We start from the raw sequence: 15,718 nt of genomic DNA on the forward strand, positions 1-15,718 counted from the left end.
TGCCGCGCCGACTCGGTGTCGTCAGATCCTCAATAGACGTCGTTACGCGTATTATGGACGTTGAACTTGCCGGTCGGCGTCACCAGCCGCTTGTCGCGGATGACCGTCTTCAGGGTCAGCGTCTTGTCGTCGACCACGACGATCGCCGATTCCTGGGCCTTGTTGTTCCAGACCGAGAACCAGACTTCGTTGCCGTCCTTGTTGTACTCGCCCTGCACGACGCGGCGCGCGCCTTCGGAAATCCCGGACCACTGGCCGATCGGAAGCACCTTGTATTCGGGCTTCTCCTTGGCGAGATCCTTGATCTTGAATACCGCAACCGACGAGGAGATTTCGGCGTCGGTGTTCAGCGGCGTATCGACGTAGAGGTTTTCCGACTTCGGATGGGTCTTGATGAACAGCGACCCGCCGCCCTGGCCGTCGACCTTCTGCACGACCTTCCAGGCATGCTGCTTGTTCTTCTCCGGATCGGTGCCGATGAAGGAGATCGTCTCGTTGCCGAGATGGCTGGTCGCCCAGACCGGACCGTATTTCGGATGCAGCAGGTTGGCGCCGCGTCCGGGATGCGGGGTCTGGCCGCCGGATTCGATCACGCTGACCAGCTTGTCTTCCTTGGTATCGACGATCGCGATCTTGTGGCGGGCGTTCGCCGCCACCAGGAAGTAGCGCCCGGTCTTGTCGAAGCCGCCGTCATGCAGGAAGCGCTCGGCCTCGATCGCCGTCACCTTCAGGTTCTTGATGTCCTTGAAGTTGACGAGCAGGATCTGTCCGGTCTCCTTGATGTTGACGACGAATTCCGGGTTGTAGTGCGAGGCCACGATCGAGGCGACGCGCGGTTCCGGGTGGAACTCCTGGGTGTCGTAGGTCATGCCGCGGGTGGAGACGACCTTGAACGGCTCGAGCGTCACGCCGTCCATGATCACGTATTGCGGCGGCCAGTAGGCACCGGCGATCGCGTACTTGTCCTCATACCCCTTGAACTTTGAGGTCTCGATCGAGCGCGCTTCGGAGCCGACCTTGAGTTCGGCCACGGTCTGCGGCGGATCCATCCAGAGATCGACCAGGTTGATCTTGGAGTCGCGACCCACCGTGAACAGGTAGCGGCCGGAGGCCGACATCCGCGAGATATGCACCGCATAGCCCGTCTTCAGGATCAGCTCGATCTTCTTGGTCGTGCCGTCGATCAGGGCGACTTCGCCCGCATCGCGCAGCGTCACCGCGAACAGGTTGTCGATATCGAGCTTGTTCATTTTCTTGGTCGGCCGTTGCGCGACCGGGATCAGGACCTTCCAGCTCTCCTTGATCTCCTTGAGACCGAATTCCGGCGGCTGCGCCGCGTCGTTGAGCAGATAGCGCGCCATCAGCTCGATGTCGGCCGTCTGAAGGTCGCCGGAGGTGCCCCAGTTCGGCATGCCGCCGGGAGACCCGTAGGTGATGAAGTCGCGCAGATAGTCGAAGCCGAGCTTCTTGGTAAGATCAGGCGTCAGTGGCTTTCCGGTCGCGCCCTTGCGCAGCACGCCGTGACAGCCCGCGCAGCGTTCGAAATAAATTTGATTCGCCTTGTCGAACTCCGCCTTGCTCAGCACGGGATCGCCGGGCTTGGTGCCGGGCTGTTCGGTGCCCTTGCCGCTCAGCGTATCCAGGCTCGGCTGGTACTGGCCGCCGGGCGTGGTTTTGTGTTTCTCGATATCGGCCGGTGCCGGCTTGGCCGGCTGCTGTTGCGCATATCCAGGCGCCGTCGAGCCGAGATAGAACATACCCGCGGCGGCGATGCCGCCCGTGAGCATTGCAAGCACATAAGCGTGACGTCGCATCGCATTCCTCCGCATGAATCTGGTGCTTTGTTTATGCCCATGCTGCGGGTGCGTTGCCTTGACCGCGGTTAAGGACGCGGTTTGCCGCAGTTTGACATAGCTCAATGCGCACCTGTCCAAAGACTGCCTCATCCGAAACCATGCGAAGCAGCGTCATCGTGAGCAAGCTCCCTAAGGCGCGCTGGATGTTGCGCATTTTCGCGGCTCTGGTGCTGGCGGCGAGTGGCGGCGCGCAAGCCGCCGACCTCGGAATCGCCAAACAATTTTTTCCTTCGGAAAGTTCCGCGACGATCGAGCAGCCGCAGGGGACCCCACCTGCCGCGATCGTCCGCGGCTCCGACGGCCGTATCCTCGGCCATGCGTTCTCGACCTATGAAGTTTCCGGTTCGGTCGGCTATGCCGGCCGCCCGCTCGATATCGTCGCCGCGGTCACGCCCGAGGGCATCATTGCCGGCGCCCGGATCGTGGCGCATGAAGAGCCGATTCTCGTGATCGGCATCCCGCGCGAGGCGCTCGCCGCCTATGTGGCGGCCTTCAAGGACTTCGATATCCGCGCCGGCGCCGGGCTCAAGCAGACCAGAGATCTCGCGAGCGGCCCCCACGCCGTGGCGGGTGCGACCATCACCAGCACTGTCATTCGCGATGCCATCGTGCGCTCGGCGCGGGCGATCTGGCGCAGCCGAAGCGGCGCTGCGGAAAATGTTGCGCGGCTCGACCGCGAAACCCTGCGCCGGTCGTCCTGGCCATCCCTGCTCGCCGAGGGCGCGGTGCAGCGGCTCTTGGTGTCGCGCGGCGAAGCGGCGAAACTGCTCGGCACCAGGGACAATGAACCGGAGAAGGCTTTCATCGATCTCTGGCTGGCGCTCGCCACTCCGCCGCCGATCGGTGAAAGCCTGCTGGGACAGCGAATCTACGAAAGCGAACTGGCCAGGATCGGTCCCGAGGACGATCTCGTCCTGATCGGTGCGACCGGCCTCTATTCCTTCAAGGGCACCGAATGGCGCCGGTCCGATTCGTTCAACCGCATCGAGATCATTCAAGGCGGCCGCACCATCCGGCTGAAACCCGCCGACCATACCGTGATCGAAGCGCTGCGGGCGGCAGGCGCGCCCGAACTGCGCGAGATTGCGGTGTTTCGTATTGCCCGCTCGAGCGGCTTCGATTCGACCAAGTCGTTCCGGCTCGATCTCGATCTCGGTCCTGCGGTATCCGCGGCCGGACCCGCGGTGGTATCGCTGGAGTACCGGATACCCGACCGCTATTTGATCACACCGGCGGTTGCGCCGGCGACGGCACTGCCCGGCAAGGCGGCACAATCCGCGGCGTCCGCGCCAAGCCAGGCGCCGTTATGGCAGGATATCTGGTGGGCCCGCAGTTACGAAATCGCAGCGCTCGGCGCGATGCTCGTCGTGCTCGGCGGCATCCTGATCTTCCAGGATACGGTGACCGCGCATGGCCGCTTCTACTACCGCCTGCGCACCGGTTATCTGCTGCTGACCTTCGTCTTCCTCGGCCTGATCGCCAACGCGCAATTGTCGGTGGTCCATGTCCTGACCTTCATTCATGCCCTGCTGTCGGGGTTTCGCTGGGAGCTGTTCCTGCTCGACCCGATGGTGTTCCTGCTCTGGAGCTTCGTCGCGATCAGCATGCTGTTCTGGGGACGCGGCGTATTCTGCGGCTGGCTATGTCCGTTCGGGACCCTGCAGGAACTGACCAACCAGCTGGCGCGACGGCTCGGCATCAAGCAGATCGAAATTCCGTTCGGGCTGCACGAGCGGCTCTGGATGATCAAATATGTCGCCTTTGTCGGCATCCTGGCGATCTCGCTGCGCTCGATCATCACCGCCTTCCAGTTGGCCGAGGTCGAACCGTTCAAGACCGCCATCACGATGAAATTTCTGCGCGAGTGGCCGTTCGTGCTTTATGCGGGGAGCCTCTTGGTCGCCGGGCTGTTCATCGAGCGGTTCTACTGCCGCTACCTCTGTCCGCTCGGCGCTGCGCTGGCGATCCCGGCGCGCATGCGGATGTTCGAATGGCTCAAGCGCTACCGCGAATGCGGCTCCGAATGCCATGTCTGCGCGCGGCGCTGCACCGTTCAGGCGATTCATCCGCTCGGCCAGATCAATCCAAACGAATGCATCTACTGCCTGAAATGCCAGGCCAACTATTTCGACCACGACGTCTGCCTGCATCTGAAGAAGCGCGCGGCGCGGCGCCAGCCGTTTGCAGCCACGCCTGTTCCGGGCAGCGCCGGCGCACGACCGAAAGGAGCCGGCGATGCGACCTGACGCCCCGACGCGACGCCGCGTCATCACGATTTTCGCTGCCGCCGCCGCCGTCGCCGGCAGCCCTGCCCGGCCGCGAGAGGCCGACTACGCCTGGCGCGGCGTCGCGATGGGTGCGGACGCCACCATCCTGTTCAACGGGGTCGAACCCGCAACCGCCCGCAGCGCCATTGCCGCCGCGGCCGCGGAAATCGATCGTCTCGAAGACGCGCTGAGCCTGTTCCGCGAAAACTCGGAATTGCGGCGCCTGAACCGTGACAAGCTGCTGCCTTCGCCGAGCGGCGACGTGCGCCGCGCGCTGGCACTGGCGCTCGATATCGCCGGCCGCAGCGGCGGCCTGTTCGATCCGAGCGTCCAGGCGCTTTGGGAAGCGCATGTGGACTGGTTTGCCGCATCGCCCGACGCCGGCCTGCCGCCCGATAAACTGATCGCCAAGGCGCGGGCAGCGGTCGACTGGCGCCGGATTGCGATCGAACCTGACGGCATCCGCACCGGCGCGGATCAGCGCCTCACGCTCAACGGCCTCGGCCAGGGGTATGTCACCGACCGGGTCGCGGACCTGCTGTATTTACGTGGCTTGCGACATATCTTGGTCGATCTCGGCGAGCAGCGCGCGCTCGGGCCGCGCCAGGACGGTGCGCCATGGCTGGTCGCCCGCGCCAATGCCGCGCCGTTCGCACTGAGCGGCGGCGCGCTGGCGACCTCGGAAGGTTCAGGCTGCGTGCTCGGCGCGTCCGGCGCTGCGCATCATCTGTTCGACCCGCGCAACGGCCGCAGTGCCACACATTGGAAGACAATCACGGTGCATCATCGCTCCGCCGCGGTCGCCGATGCGCTGTCGACGGCGCTTTACGCCGCTTCGCCGGACGAAATCGAGGCCCTGCTGCCGCGCTTTGCGGGAACGGCGATATGGGCGACCGGCCACGACGGACGCGAACGGCGATGGATTTCGCCGCCGGTCGATGGGACCGTCGGCTGAAATCCACCCGCCGCCAACGCTATCGCAAGAGCCCTTCGGTTACTTGGTCTTGCCTTCCGCGTCGTACTGCTTGAGGAAGGCCCAGAGACTCTTCGCCTCGCCCTCGTTCTTGATGCCGGCGAACACCATCTTGGTGCCCGGGATCTTGGCCTTGGGATCCTTGATGTATTCGAGGAAGACTTCCTCGCTCCAGGTGATGCCGGAACCCTTGTTGGCATCGGAATAATTGTAAGCGGCCACCGTTCCGGATTTGCGGCCATCGAGGCCGTTCAGCACCGGACCGACCTTGTTCTTCGCCGTCGGTCCCACATCGTGACAGGCGGCGCACTTCTTGTACGAGGTTGCGCCGGCTGCCACGTCCTGTGCGAACGCGCCGCTCGCCGATACCATCGAGATCGCAACCACCGTAATCATTCTCTTCATAATCGCCGTCTCCTTCTGCTGGATGCCGTGTACCGGCCTGACTTGACCGGAATTCGTAAAGATCCGATTTCACCCCGGATGGGTGCCGAGCGCGTTGTGCAGCCTTGCGTCATGGGTCTCGAAGTGCCGGGAAAACCACGCATCGAGCCGCTGCGCCAGCAAACCTTCGTCGAAGCGGTCGCTGGCCTCGAAATCCTCCATGATGTCGCGGATCTCGTCCAGCAGGCGTTCGTGGTCGTTCTTGTGCTGGACCAGCTGGTCGTAGCTGCGTTCGCGCATGAAGCGCTCCTCGAGCGCAAAATGCGCCGAGATCGCCTTGAACAGGTCACCGAAGAAATCGAGCACCGCATCCTTCGATCCCCGCGAGGTGGCCTCTTCGTAAAGACGGTTGACGAGGTCGACGAGTTCCCTGTGCTCGTGATCGACGGCGGCTATCCCGACGCTGTAGCGGCTCTCCCAATGCAAAAGGCCCATGGCGTACCCCTCAGCGAAAGATGAACTCGCCGCTCTCCGGCCGGTAGTCGATGACGAACATCTGGCTCGGCGCGAAGTCCACGGTACCACGGCGCTCGTGATCGAAGCCATCGGCGCGCGCGGTGTCCCGCATGCGCACCGCAACATCGTATTTTCCGGCCGGCATCACGAAGCGCTGATAGACCCGCGACGGGCCGTCGCCGGCGATCCCGGTCGGCGGCAGGTCAGCAGCATAGATCCTGCGGCCGTCGATATCGAGCTCGACATAGAGGGACCGGCGTACCCGCGGGCAATCCTGCACCCGGCGCATGTTCGGCGGCAGCTTGGCGATCTCTTCCGGGGTCAGCCTGCGGCATTCCCCCTTGCGGTCCGCGCCGTGCACGAAGGTCAGCATCATGATGCCGGAATTTTCCGGAATTTGCCGATAGACCGGCCGGTCGGACAGCCACGCCACGCCGGCGAACAGCGCGGCGATGATGGCGAACTGGCCCGCCAGCCGCAGCAGCCTCATCATGAATCCCCCTTCGCTTCGGCGGGTTCACGATTCCTGCCGGGCCGGGATACGAGACTGGCCGCCAGCGGAGACCGCAGACGCAGCGGCGGCAGGCCGGCGATGGTGGCGGCGAACGATGCAATGGCGGATTCGGCTTTCGTCACCTCGATCGCCGAGGCCCAGATCGTGGCAATGCGGTTGCGCGGCACCCGGGCGCGCAAATAGGGATCGCGCTGTCCGGCAAAGCGCTGCTCGGTCCAGTCGACGCCGAGGCGGTTGTAGCAAGCGCTTTCCGCGCAGCCCGCGACCACCACACCGTCGGCGAGATCGCGGCTGAGCACGAAGTCGATCAGCGACGGCGGCATCATCGCGACGCAGGGCATCACGACCGTTCCATCGAGGCGCCCGCCGGCGGCGCCGTGTTCGCAGGCGAGCACCAGCACCCGCCCCGGCTTCGCCAATGTGCCGGCGGCGGCGACGACCCGCTCGCGCAATTCCTTCAGCGAGTAGTCGGGCAGATCGATCCCGGTCTTGAGCTCCTCCGAGCGGCGGAACGGCGTCGAGGAAGGACATGCGCCGACGCAGATGCCGCAGGATACGCAGAGCGACGGATTGACCGCGGCCTCGGTCGGAAACGGCATGCCATCGGTGCGCGGGACCATCCGGATCGCCTCGTAGGGGCAATCCTCGGCGCAGCGCGCGCAGCCGTTGCAATGCGCCAGATCGATTTCCGCAGGCTTCGCCCGCCGCATCGGCGGCAGCCAGGGCATCAGCGCGATCATCAGCGAGAACGCGCCCAAAAAGGCCCAGACCGCGCCGTTGCCCCAGATATTGGTCAGGGGATAGAGCGGCAGATAGAGCCAGTCGATACCGACCTCGGCGGGGACCTTGGCCAGATCGGCGTGGCCCTGCGACAGCGCGGGCTTCCAGATCGACACCGCGAGCAATGCCGCCAGCGACAGCAGCGCAAGCGTCCGCGGCGGGTTCATCTTCGGCCGGGAGATGCGGATGATATGAATCCACATGATGAAGAGCAGGAACAGCGGCACCGCCACATGCATGAACACCATCAGTGAAAAGAAGCGGCTGGTGAGCGTGCCGGTGGAGATGAAATTGCGAGCAATCGGCTCGCCGAAAATCGGCAGCCAGTCCAGGAGTTCCGACGAGACGATCGCGACATATTGCGCGAGCTTGTCCCACACCAGCCAGTAGCCGGTGATCCCCGAGGCGTAGAGCAGCCAGATGATTGGCAGGCCGGTGATCCAGGAGAACCAGCGAACGCCGCGATAACGATCCAGCGAAAACTCCCGCAGCAGATGGACTACCACCATCACCACCATCAGGTCGGAGGCATAACGGTGAAAGCTGCGCATGACGCCGGCGTGAAACCAGTAGGCCTGCGTCATATGCTCGACCGATTGATAGGCCCGCTCGATGCCGGTATCGAAGAAGATGAACAGATAGATCCCGCTCACCGCCACGATCCAGAAAAAGAAGAAGCCGAGCGCGCCGAGCTGCGCGATCGGATTGAGCTGCGGCGAGAACAGCCGGTCGAACGGCCGCTCTATCAGCGAAAATCCTGCCCGAAGCACGCTGCGGATGGCGCCGATCACATTGCTCTCCGTGTCAACCGGTCCTCGCCGCTCATGCGTGCGCCGAGCGAAACCACTCCCGCAGGATGAGGCCGCCCATGACGAGGAGAGAGAACGCCGCGATCACGCTGCCGAACACCAGCCCGTAATCGATGCGGTAGCGGCCGGCGCCCGGATCGTAGGCGGTGCAGATGAACTTGATACGGTCCACGATGCCGCTGAAGGTGAACGAGGTCGTGGTGCCGTAGACGACGTCCTTCAGCGGCTCCATGAACATCTGCAGCGGGAACTCCTCGCCGTAGACGTGGCGGTAGATCCTGCCCTCGCGGTCGACGATCGTGGTTTGCGTCAGATGATCGAAGCCGCCGGCCACCGCGCGGTAGCTGAAGCCGAGGTCGCCGAGCAGCGCCTCGATGGTCGCGGGATCGGCGCTGGCCACCCGCCAGTTCGGCAGTTTGATGCCTTGCATCGATGCGAACTGGGTCAGCCGTACCGGCGTGTCGTTGCGCGCGTCGAAGCCGACCGTGAGCACGTTGAAGCGGTCCAGGCCGATCATCCGCCCGGCCTCGTTCACGGCGTCGATGACATGCTGGGTGGTCGGCGGGCAGACCGAACTGCAGGCGGTGTAGACCAGGCTGATCACCAGCGGCTTGCCGCGGTAGTCGCGCAACGCCAGTGGCGCGCCCTTCATGTCGACAAGGGTGTAGTTGCCGATGGCTCGTCCAAGCGCCTGCGTTCCCTTGGCGACCGTTGCCGCGGGATCGAGTTGTGGCGACGCGGCCCCTGCGGAAACCGGCGCAATGAGCAAATAAGCGAGCACGGTCGCCGCGCATGCCGCAATGCGGCCCCAGGTCATAACCAATGCCTGACGGCGCTCGCGAGCAGCGCGCCGGCGATCAACAGCGCCAGTTGCACCAGCGACGCGAAAAAGTTGACCATCGCATTCTCCTTGGAAGGAACGCGATAGAGCTTCACGCTCTTCCAGACGAAATAGCCGCCGCCAAGTCCGGCGCCGAGCCCATAGAGCAGCCCTTCGCCGAACCAGAGCGGCACCAGCGAAACGGCGGCCAGCGCCACCGAGTGGACGAGGATCGCCAGTGTCCAGGCATAGGCCGGAACCACCACCGGCAGCATCGGGATGCCGGCCTTGGCATAGTCCTGGCCCTTGGCGGCCGCGAGGCTCCAGAAGTGCGGCGGCGTCCACAGAAACAGCGCAACCGCCAGCACGGTCGGGATCACCTGCGGCGACGGATCGACCGCCGCGGCACCGGCGAGCACCGCAAAACTCCCGGCCAAGCCTCCAACCACGATGTTCCAGGTGCTGCGGCGCTTCAGCCACACCGTGTAGACGATGCCGTAGGTGAAGGCGCCGAGGAAGACATAGGCCGCCGCCACGTTGCCGGCGCTGACCGAGGCGAGCCCGAGCGAGGCCGCCAGCAGCCCGAGAAACCCGACCAGCCACCACGGGCTCGGCTTGAACGTCCCGCTCGCAAACGGGCGCGTGCAGGTGCGCCGCATCAGCCGGTCGACGTCACGCTCGTAGTAATGGTTGAAGGCGCCTGCCGCCCCGGAGGCGCCCAGGATTGCCAGTGCGAGGCCGGTGATCTGCCACCACGCCAGTCCCGGTCCGCTCGCGACCGCAATTCCGGCCAGCGCGCTCGCCGCAATCGCGACGCCGATCCTGAGTTTCAGGAGCGAAATCGTCAATCCGATTGCGGCGCGCATGGGATGTCCTCCTTGTGGGATCAACGGTAATCAGCGGAACAGCCAGAGTTCCGACAGATATTTCCAGTTGATGAAGTAATAGAGGACGAAACAGACGAAGAAGAGCGCGACCAGGATGATGGTGCCCGGCAATTTCGGCGCCTTCTCGTTGCCGTAGTGCGAGGCCGCGGCACCGCCGCCCGCGTGCAGCGGGAAGGTCAGCTTGTGACCGCCCGTGATCTTCTCGCCGAAGAACGCCGTGGCCACGACGACGAGCACGAAGATGATGCCGCCGATCGCAGCGATGATCGCGAAGATGCCGTTGAGTCCCATCATCAGGAATGCGCCCGCGGAGTGAGCGAAGCCGAGATTGGCATCACTGAAGGTCATGTCCCAATGCCGGCGCGCGACGCCGAGCGTGCCCGCGCCCATCATGAACAGCGAGATGCCGGCGGCGCCGATCCCGAACAGGTAGGGCTGGATCTTGGCGAGCTTGGGCCAGACGATTTCGCGCTGGAACACCAGCGGCAGCACGAGATAGGTCGCTCCCATGAAGGCCAGCGTCGTTCCCGCCACCACGGTGCCGTGGAAGTGGCCCGGCACGTAGATCGTATTGTGCATCAGCACGTTGAGCTGTTCGGTGCCGAGCACGACGCCGGAGATGCCGCCGATGAAGCCGAAGAACACCAGCGACAGGAACATTCCGGCGAAGGCCGGATGGCCCCACGGCGCCTTGCGCAGCCATTCGAACACGCCGCGATTGTAGCCGTTCTTGCGCTGCGCCGCCTCGATCGCGCCCGGCACGGTCAGGCCGTGGACCATCGAGCCGAGCACGGCGAGATACATCATGTAACTGGTGTTGACGATCTTCCAGCTCGCATCCATGCCCGGTTCGGCCAACAGATGGTGCGCCGAGGCGAGCTGCAGGAACAGGATGTACATGAAGAAGGCGGTGCGGCTGACCTTCTCGCTCAAGGGCTTGGCGCCGACCAGGAGCGCCGCGGTCAGGTACCAGAGCGATACATGCGCCGAGACGTTGATCTGCTGCGAGGAATGGCCCATCGCCCACCACACCACCTTGTACATCAAAGGATCGATGTCGGAGATCAGGCCGAGCGACCACAGCCAGGTCGGGATCAGGATGATGGCGCCCGAGGCGATCGTGAACACCGCGATGATCGCGGCGGTCAGCGCGCCGAAGGTCACCAGCGGGATCGATCCCTCGTAGGTTCTTTCCTCCTTCGCGATCACCAGCGTTGCGAAGAAGAGCGCGCAGCCGATCAGGGCGCCGACCGCGAACAGGATCAGGCCGAGATAGAAGTGCGGCTGGGCCTTCATCGGCGGATAGGAGGTGAACATCACGCTGGAATCGCCCTGCAGCACGGCGACATTGGTCGCGATCGCGCCGACCACCATCATCACGAAACCGACCCAGCCGAGCTTGGGCGCCGCCAGCCGCGAGTTGAGCAGGATCGCGGAGGCGAAATACAGCACTGCGATTTCGAAGAAGATGATCCAGAACAACAGCACATTGGCGCCGTGTCCGGTCAGGATCAGATAGAACCAGTCGGCCGGAAGCAGATGCACCGCCGGCCAGCGCGTCAGCGCCACCAACAGCCCCATCAGCCCGCCGACGGCGAGAAACACCACCGCGGCCACGGCATTCGCCTTGATCAGCGCCTGCGCCGCGGTATCGACCTTGAGGCCGGTGTACTGGCAGGTGCGAAATTCTGCCTGCGCCGGAACGGCGCCGATGACGGTTTCTGCGGTCATGAGCCTACCTCCCCTCGGCGAGGCGCGGTTCGGCCTCCGCGCGCTTCTGTTCCGTGACGTAAATCTTCCCGGTCATGGTGTGATGACCGATCCCGCAAAATTCGTTGCAGATGATGCCGAACTCGCCGCTCTCGGTCGGCGTCAGCGAGATGACGTGCTCGTAGCCCGGGTGAACCTGGATATTGATGTTGGTGGGCTGCAGCGAGAAGCCGTGCTGCCAGTCGAGCGACGAGAGATGGATCCGGTAGCTGACGCCCTTCTCCAGTTCGAGAATCGGCCACCATTGCCACAGCCGTCCGAGCAGATAGACGTCGGCTCCCGGCTTGGGCTTGACCACCGGTATGCCCTTCTCCTCACGCACCTGGAATTTCTTGGCGAACTCGTCGACCTTCGCCTCATAGGCCGACGGCGTGGTGCGGTAGGCCTCCTTGCTGAGATTTTGCTGACCGATGAAGTGCCACGCGATCATGAAGCCGAACATGAACAGGCCCCAGAGGAAGGCGATCACGATCCAGACCAGCTCGACCCTTTCGATAGGCTCGTTCCACCAAATTCGTTGTTCGGGCGGTGTGACGGCCATGTCGATCTCCCCTTCTCAAAAGATTCGCGCCTCAGCGCGGGTGGGTGCAGCCCGCAATCTTCATTTCGCCAGCGGGATCGATGCGACTTCCATGATGCCCCAGATCAGATAGAGCACCGTCGGAAGCGTCACGCCGAGGAACAGCAGCAGGAATGGATTGTCGAGAATTCGCTGCATCATCGGCACGCGCTCGGAACTTGCAGACTGTTCGATGGGCGGCATGGCGGAACCCCTTGGACCTTCCAGTGAAGGACTCAAATCTATCTGGCGCGAACGCTTCGCATCCTTGACCGCGGTCAAGGATGACGAGACCGGCAACAGAAATAATTCGCCATGTCTGGAATCCGGCTCGTCGCTCAACCGGCTCGCCGTTCTGCGAGCTTTCGCCGAACGCGCTTTGGCGCAGGTATCGCCATCGCCATCGCGGCGATTGCAGTGACGGTGTGGGCGGGCGGCCACGCCGAAGAGCCCGCGCGCGACGTCATGCTGCTGTATGTCGGCGCCGAGGATTGCGCGCCCTGTCGCGCCTGGCAGAGCGGCGACGGCGCCGCCTTCCTGGCGTCAGCGGATTTTCCGCGCATCAGCTATCGGGAAGTCAAGTCGCCGCATCTCCATGACGTCCTGAAGGACGAACACTGGCCGGATGACCTGCGCAACTACCGCAACGGGCTGCGGCGCAGCGACGGCGTGCCGCTTTGGCTGGTCGTCTCGGGCGATCAAATCGTGGAGCAGCGATTCGGCGCCGAAGCGTGGCGCGCCAGCGTGCTACCAAGGATCAAATCATTGCTGCGCTAGGAAGAACCGCTGCCGCCTTCGCGACCATTAATGCTGAGCCCGGCCCTCGCCGAGCTGATGCCTTCCGCCATTCATCCCGCCGCGGGCCTTGATTCGATCGCTGGCGATCAGGCTCCTGAGCTGGGCGACTTCGCTGACCACGACATCGGAGGCACGAACGTCGACGCCGACCAGACGAAGCTTCGCGAACACCCGCGACAGTGATTCCGGCTTGAGCCCGAGCCGCCCGGCAATCAGGGATTTGTCGTAAGGCAGTGAGATCCGGCAGGAACCGTTGATGTTCGGGCACAAGGCAGCGAGGAATTCCGCCACGCGCTGCAAACCGCTTTGCGCGGAGAGCTGCTCGACGCGCTGAACCAGTTGATGGAGATGCTGCGACGTCGATGCAATCATCGCAATCGCGATATCCGGTATCTCGCGAATGCAGCACATCACATGGTGCGCCGGTATCAGGACAACCCGGGAATCGGTGGCGGCGGAAGCCGTGGCGGGATAACGGCCCCCTGCGAAGGCGACCGCCTCGGCGAAACTCTCGCCCTTGGTGAGAACGTGAAGAACCGCCTCGTCGCCGGCGGGCGTGATCCGGTACAGCTTGATCCATCCCTCGATGACGATGAAGAACGCCGCGGCCGGCTCGCCTTGCCGGAACAGGGCGTCGCCGGGTTCGAGATCGACGACAGTTGCGGGCGCAAGAAGGGTCTGGACCGTCCGCGGGTTGAGACCGCAAAGCACGGCGGTCTGTGAAGCGGTTTTCAAGTCTTCCGGCGTCGGAGCGGTCATGGATCAATTCCTCGGTGGTGATGCCTCCGCCTGCTTCGTTGCCTGCGGTTTGAGACTACTGCCTATGCAGAAAGCAAATTGACCTAGATCAATTTGCACCGGCGAAAGGCCGGATTTTTCGAAGCACAGCCTTTCAATGTGATGCGACAACTTCGCGCAGCGCCTTCAGGAAGGCGTCGCGATCGACGTGATGCTCTCCGCATGCGTCGTCCACGGTATGGAAGCACGCGATAGGACAGCCCACGCACCCCATCCTGAAGTCGAGAAAGACCCGGATTGTCGCCGGCCAGTCGTTCATGACGTCGTGCACCAGATCGTCGAAGCCAATCGGCATGAGCACCTCCAGGGTGCATTACGCCCAAGAGGGCCCGTCCGGTCTTTGTGGAAGCACAACCTTCGGGGCGAATCCGGTCCGCGCATGGGCGCGCGCGCCGGAAAAATCCGGCATCCCCCGTCATTTTTTGCGCTGCAAAAGGAACCGCCGCGCAATGTGCGGCGATCGGTCATTCACGAAACCGGCCGGGCCGCAGCGCCGAGCGTAATGCGGCATTTCGGGATCCGGATTATTCCGCGGCGAGAACCTGATCGGCTCGCACGAGCCCGAGCCGATCCCAGACATCGACCAGGGCTTCGGCAAGACGATCGATCAGCGCGTCGTCGTGATAGGGCGACGGCGTGATCCGCAGCCGCTCCATGCCCCGCGGCACCGTCGGGTAGTTGATGGGCTGGATATAGATGCCGTATTCCGACAGCAGCAGGTCGCACGCCGTCTTGCATTTCTCGGGATCGCCGACATGCAGCGGCACGATGTGGGTGTCGCTTTGCATCACCGGAAGCCGCGCGGCGTTGAGCACGAGCTTGAGGCGGGCGGCGCGGTCCTGGTGACGATCACGCTCGGACTGCGACGTCTTGAGATGCCGGATGGCGGCGGTTGCCGCCGCGCAGATCGCCGGCGGCAGTGCCGTCGTGAAGATGAAGCCCGGCGCATAGGAGCGCACGGCGTCGATCAGATTGGCGTTGGCCGCGATATAGCCGCCGAGACAGCCGAACGCCTTGGCCAGCGTGCCTTCGATGACGTCGATGCGGCCCATCGCCCCGTCGCGCTCGGCGATGCCGCCGCCATGCGGCCCGTACATGCCGACGGCGTGAACCTCGTCGACATAGGTCAAGGCGCCGTAGCGCTCGGCGAGATCGCATATCCGATGCAGCGGCGCGACGTCGCCGTCCATCGAGTAGAGGCTTTCGCACAGGATCAGTTTCGGCCGCTCCGGGGCCGCCGCCCGCAGCAGTTGCTCGAGATGCTCGATGTCGTTGTGGCGCCACACCTGTTTTTCGGAGCCGGACTTGCGCACGCCCTCGATCATCGAGTTGTGGTTGAGCGCATCCGACAGCAGCAGGCAGTTCGGCAACAGCCTGGCGAGCGTTGAAATACCGGTCTCGTTCGAGACGTAGCCCGAGGTAAAGACCAGGGCGGCTTGCTTGCCGTGCAGCTCGGCGAGCTCGCGCTCCAGCTCGATCAGCGGGTGATTGGTGCCGGCGATATTGCGGGTGCCGCCGGCCCCGGTCCCCATGCGCATGGCGGTCTCGACCATGGCGCCGACCACCTTCGGATGCTGGGCCATGCCGAGGTAATCGTTGGAGCACCAGATCACGACGTCGCGCGGACCGTCCGGCGAATGCCAGATGGCATGGGGAAATCTGCCCGCCAGCCGTTCCAGATCGGCAAAGACCCGGTAGCGGCGCTCGTCCCGAAGCCGGCCCAGGGCCCGATCGAAAAAGACATTATAGTCCATGATGCTCCGTCCCCTCGGTTCCTTTGGCGACACTAGAGCCGGGATCCCGGCCGCTCGCCTTGATCAAGATCAGGCGCCAAATCGAAATCCACGGGGCCCCGCTCGCGAACCGTCACCTCCGGCCTTGGTAAACAAAGGGTAAAGCGAAAAGCGCCCCCTGGCGCCCATCGGCGAGCCCCGAAAACCGCGATTTCCCAGCAAAATCCGCCAATGCGGGCCAGTTTGCCGCAGGG

16 protein-coding genes are annotated in these 15,718 nt (G+C 64.0%); 3 read left to right on the forward strand and 13 right to left on the reverse strand.

Features of this window, described 5'->3' with window-relative positions; all coding sequences use genetic code 11:
• Window positions 1-29 precede the first annotated feature (29 nt).
• Complete coding sequence (locus KMZ29_RS17435; protein WP_305855079.1) at window positions 30-1,814, reverse strand: nitrite reductase; 1,785 nt, start codon at window positions 1,812-1,814, stop codon at window positions 30-32.
• Window positions 1,815-1,972: 158 nt separating this feature from the next.
• Here KMZ29_RS17435 and KMZ29_RS17440 point away from each other — a divergent pair, with 158 nt between their 5' ends.
• Window positions 1,973-4,102: a NosR/NirI family protein gene (locus KMZ29_RS17440; protein ID WP_215620385.1), complete on the forward strand. Its 2,130-nt coding sequence runs from the start codon at window positions 1,973-1,975 to the stop codon at window positions 4,100-4,102.
• Window positions 4,092-5,078 carry an FAD:protein FMN transferase gene (locus tag KMZ29_RS17445; protein ID WP_215620386.1) on the forward strand — a complete coding sequence of 329 codons (987 nt, stop codon included), beginning with the start codon at window positions 4,092-4,094 and terminating at the stop codon, window positions 5,076-5,078. The genes KMZ29_RS17440 and KMZ29_RS17445 overlap by 11 nt, the downstream gene beginning before the upstream one ends.
• 39 nt (window positions 5,079-5,117) lie before the next feature.
• Here the strand turns inward: KMZ29_RS17445 and KMZ29_RS17450 are convergent, their stop codons facing one another.
• The 9 genes from KMZ29_RS17450 to KMZ29_RS17490 form a co-directional block, all read right to left on the reverse strand.
• Window positions 5,118-5,501, reverse strand: coding sequence for a c-type cytochrome (locus KMZ29_RS17450; protein ID WP_215620387.1), 384 nt, complete (start codon window positions 5,499-5,501; stop codon window positions 5,118-5,120).
• Window positions 5,502-5,570: 69 nt separating this feature from the next.
• Window positions 5,571-5,975 carry a bacteriohemerythrin gene (locus tag KMZ29_RS17455; RefSeq protein WP_215620388.1) on the reverse strand — a complete coding sequence of 135 codons (405 nt, stop codon included), beginning with the start codon at window positions 5,973-5,975 and terminating at the stop codon, window positions 5,571-5,573.
• Between the two features lie 10 nt (window positions 5,976-5,985).
• Window positions 5,986-6,489, reverse strand: a complete 504-nt coding sequence (locus KMZ29_RS17460) for a hypothetical protein (RefSeq protein ID WP_215620389.1) — start codon at window positions 6,487-6,489, stop codon at window positions 5,986-5,988.
• Window positions 6,486-8,081 (reverse strand): cytochrome b N-terminal domain-containing protein, encoded by a 1,596-nt coding sequence (locus KMZ29_RS17465; protein ID WP_215620390.1) that lies wholly within the window; start codon window positions 8,079-8,081, stop codon window positions 6,486-6,488. Before KMZ29_RS17465 ends, KMZ29_RS17460 begins: the two co-directional genes overlap by 4 nt.
• Before the next feature lie 31 nt (window positions 8,082-8,112).
• On the reverse strand, window positions 8,113-8,916 hold the full coding sequence (locus KMZ29_RS17470) for an SCO family protein (RefSeq protein ID WP_215620391.1): 804 nt from the start codon (window positions 8,914-8,916) through the stop codon (window positions 8,113-8,115).
• Window positions 8,913-9,785 carry a heme o synthase gene (gene cyoE / locus KMZ29_RS17475; protein WP_215620392.1) on the reverse strand — a complete coding sequence of 291 codons (873 nt, stop codon included), beginning with the start codon at window positions 9,783-9,785 and terminating at the stop codon, window positions 8,913-8,915. Before cyoE ends, KMZ29_RS17470 begins: the two co-directional genes overlap by 4 nt.
• 30 nt (window positions 9,786-9,815) lie before the next feature.
• Window positions 9,816-11,537 (reverse strand): cbb3-type cytochrome c oxidase subunit I, encoded by a 1,722-nt coding sequence (locus tag KMZ29_RS17480; protein WP_215620393.1) that lies wholly within the window; start codon window positions 11,535-11,537, stop codon window positions 9,816-9,818.
• A gap of 4 nt (window positions 11,538-11,541) precedes the next feature.
• Window positions 11,542-12,117: a cupredoxin domain-containing protein gene (locus KMZ29_RS17485; RefSeq protein ID WP_215620394.1), complete on the reverse strand. Its 576-nt coding sequence runs from the start codon at window positions 12,115-12,117 to the stop codon at window positions 11,542-11,544.
• Window positions 12,118-12,177: 60 nt separating this feature from the next.
• Window positions 12,178-12,339, reverse strand: a complete 162-nt coding sequence (locus tag KMZ29_RS17490) for a hypothetical protein (RefSeq protein ID WP_215620395.1) — start codon at window positions 12,337-12,339, stop codon at window positions 12,178-12,180.
• A gap of 111 nt (window positions 12,340-12,450) precedes the next feature.
• On the opposite strand from KMZ29_RS17490, the gene KMZ29_RS17495 reads away from it, so the two are divergent.
• Entirely contained in the window at window positions 12,451-12,912 is a 462-nt protein-coding gene (locus KMZ29_RS17495) for a hypothetical protein (protein WP_215620396.1), read from the forward strand.
• A gap of 27 nt (window positions 12,913-12,939) precedes the next feature.
• Here the strand turns inward: KMZ29_RS17495 and KMZ29_RS17500 are convergent, their stop codons facing one another.
• From KMZ29_RS17500 to hemA, 3 genes are all read right to left on the reverse strand, one after another.
• The gene (locus tag KMZ29_RS17500; RefSeq protein WP_215620397.1) at window positions 12,940-13,692 is read right to left on the reverse strand and encodes a Crp/Fnr family transcriptional regulator; all 753 of its coding nucleotides are present in this window, start codon (window positions 13,690-13,692) and stop codon (window positions 12,940-12,942) included.
• A 133-nt stretch (window positions 13,693-13,825) separates the two neighbouring features.
• On the reverse strand, window positions 13,826-14,026 hold the full coding sequence (locus KMZ29_RS17505; RefSeq protein WP_215620398.1) for a DUF1858 domain-containing protein: 201 nt from the start codon (window positions 14,024-14,026) through the stop codon (window positions 13,826-13,828).
• A gap of 229 nt (window positions 14,027-14,255) precedes the next feature.
• Complete coding sequence (gene hemA, locus KMZ29_RS17510; RefSeq protein ID WP_215620399.1) at window positions 14,256-15,485, reverse strand: 5-aminolevulinate synthase; 1,230 nt, start codon at window positions 15,483-15,485, stop codon at window positions 14,256-14,258.
• Between the last annotated feature and the right edge of the window lie 233 nt (window positions 15,486-15,718).

Source organism: Bradyrhizobium sediminis (assembly GCF_018736085.1).
GTDB classification, from domain to species: domain Bacteria; phylum Pseudomonadota; class Alphaproteobacteria; order Rhizobiales; family Xanthobacteraceae; genus Bradyrhizobium; species Bradyrhizobium sediminis.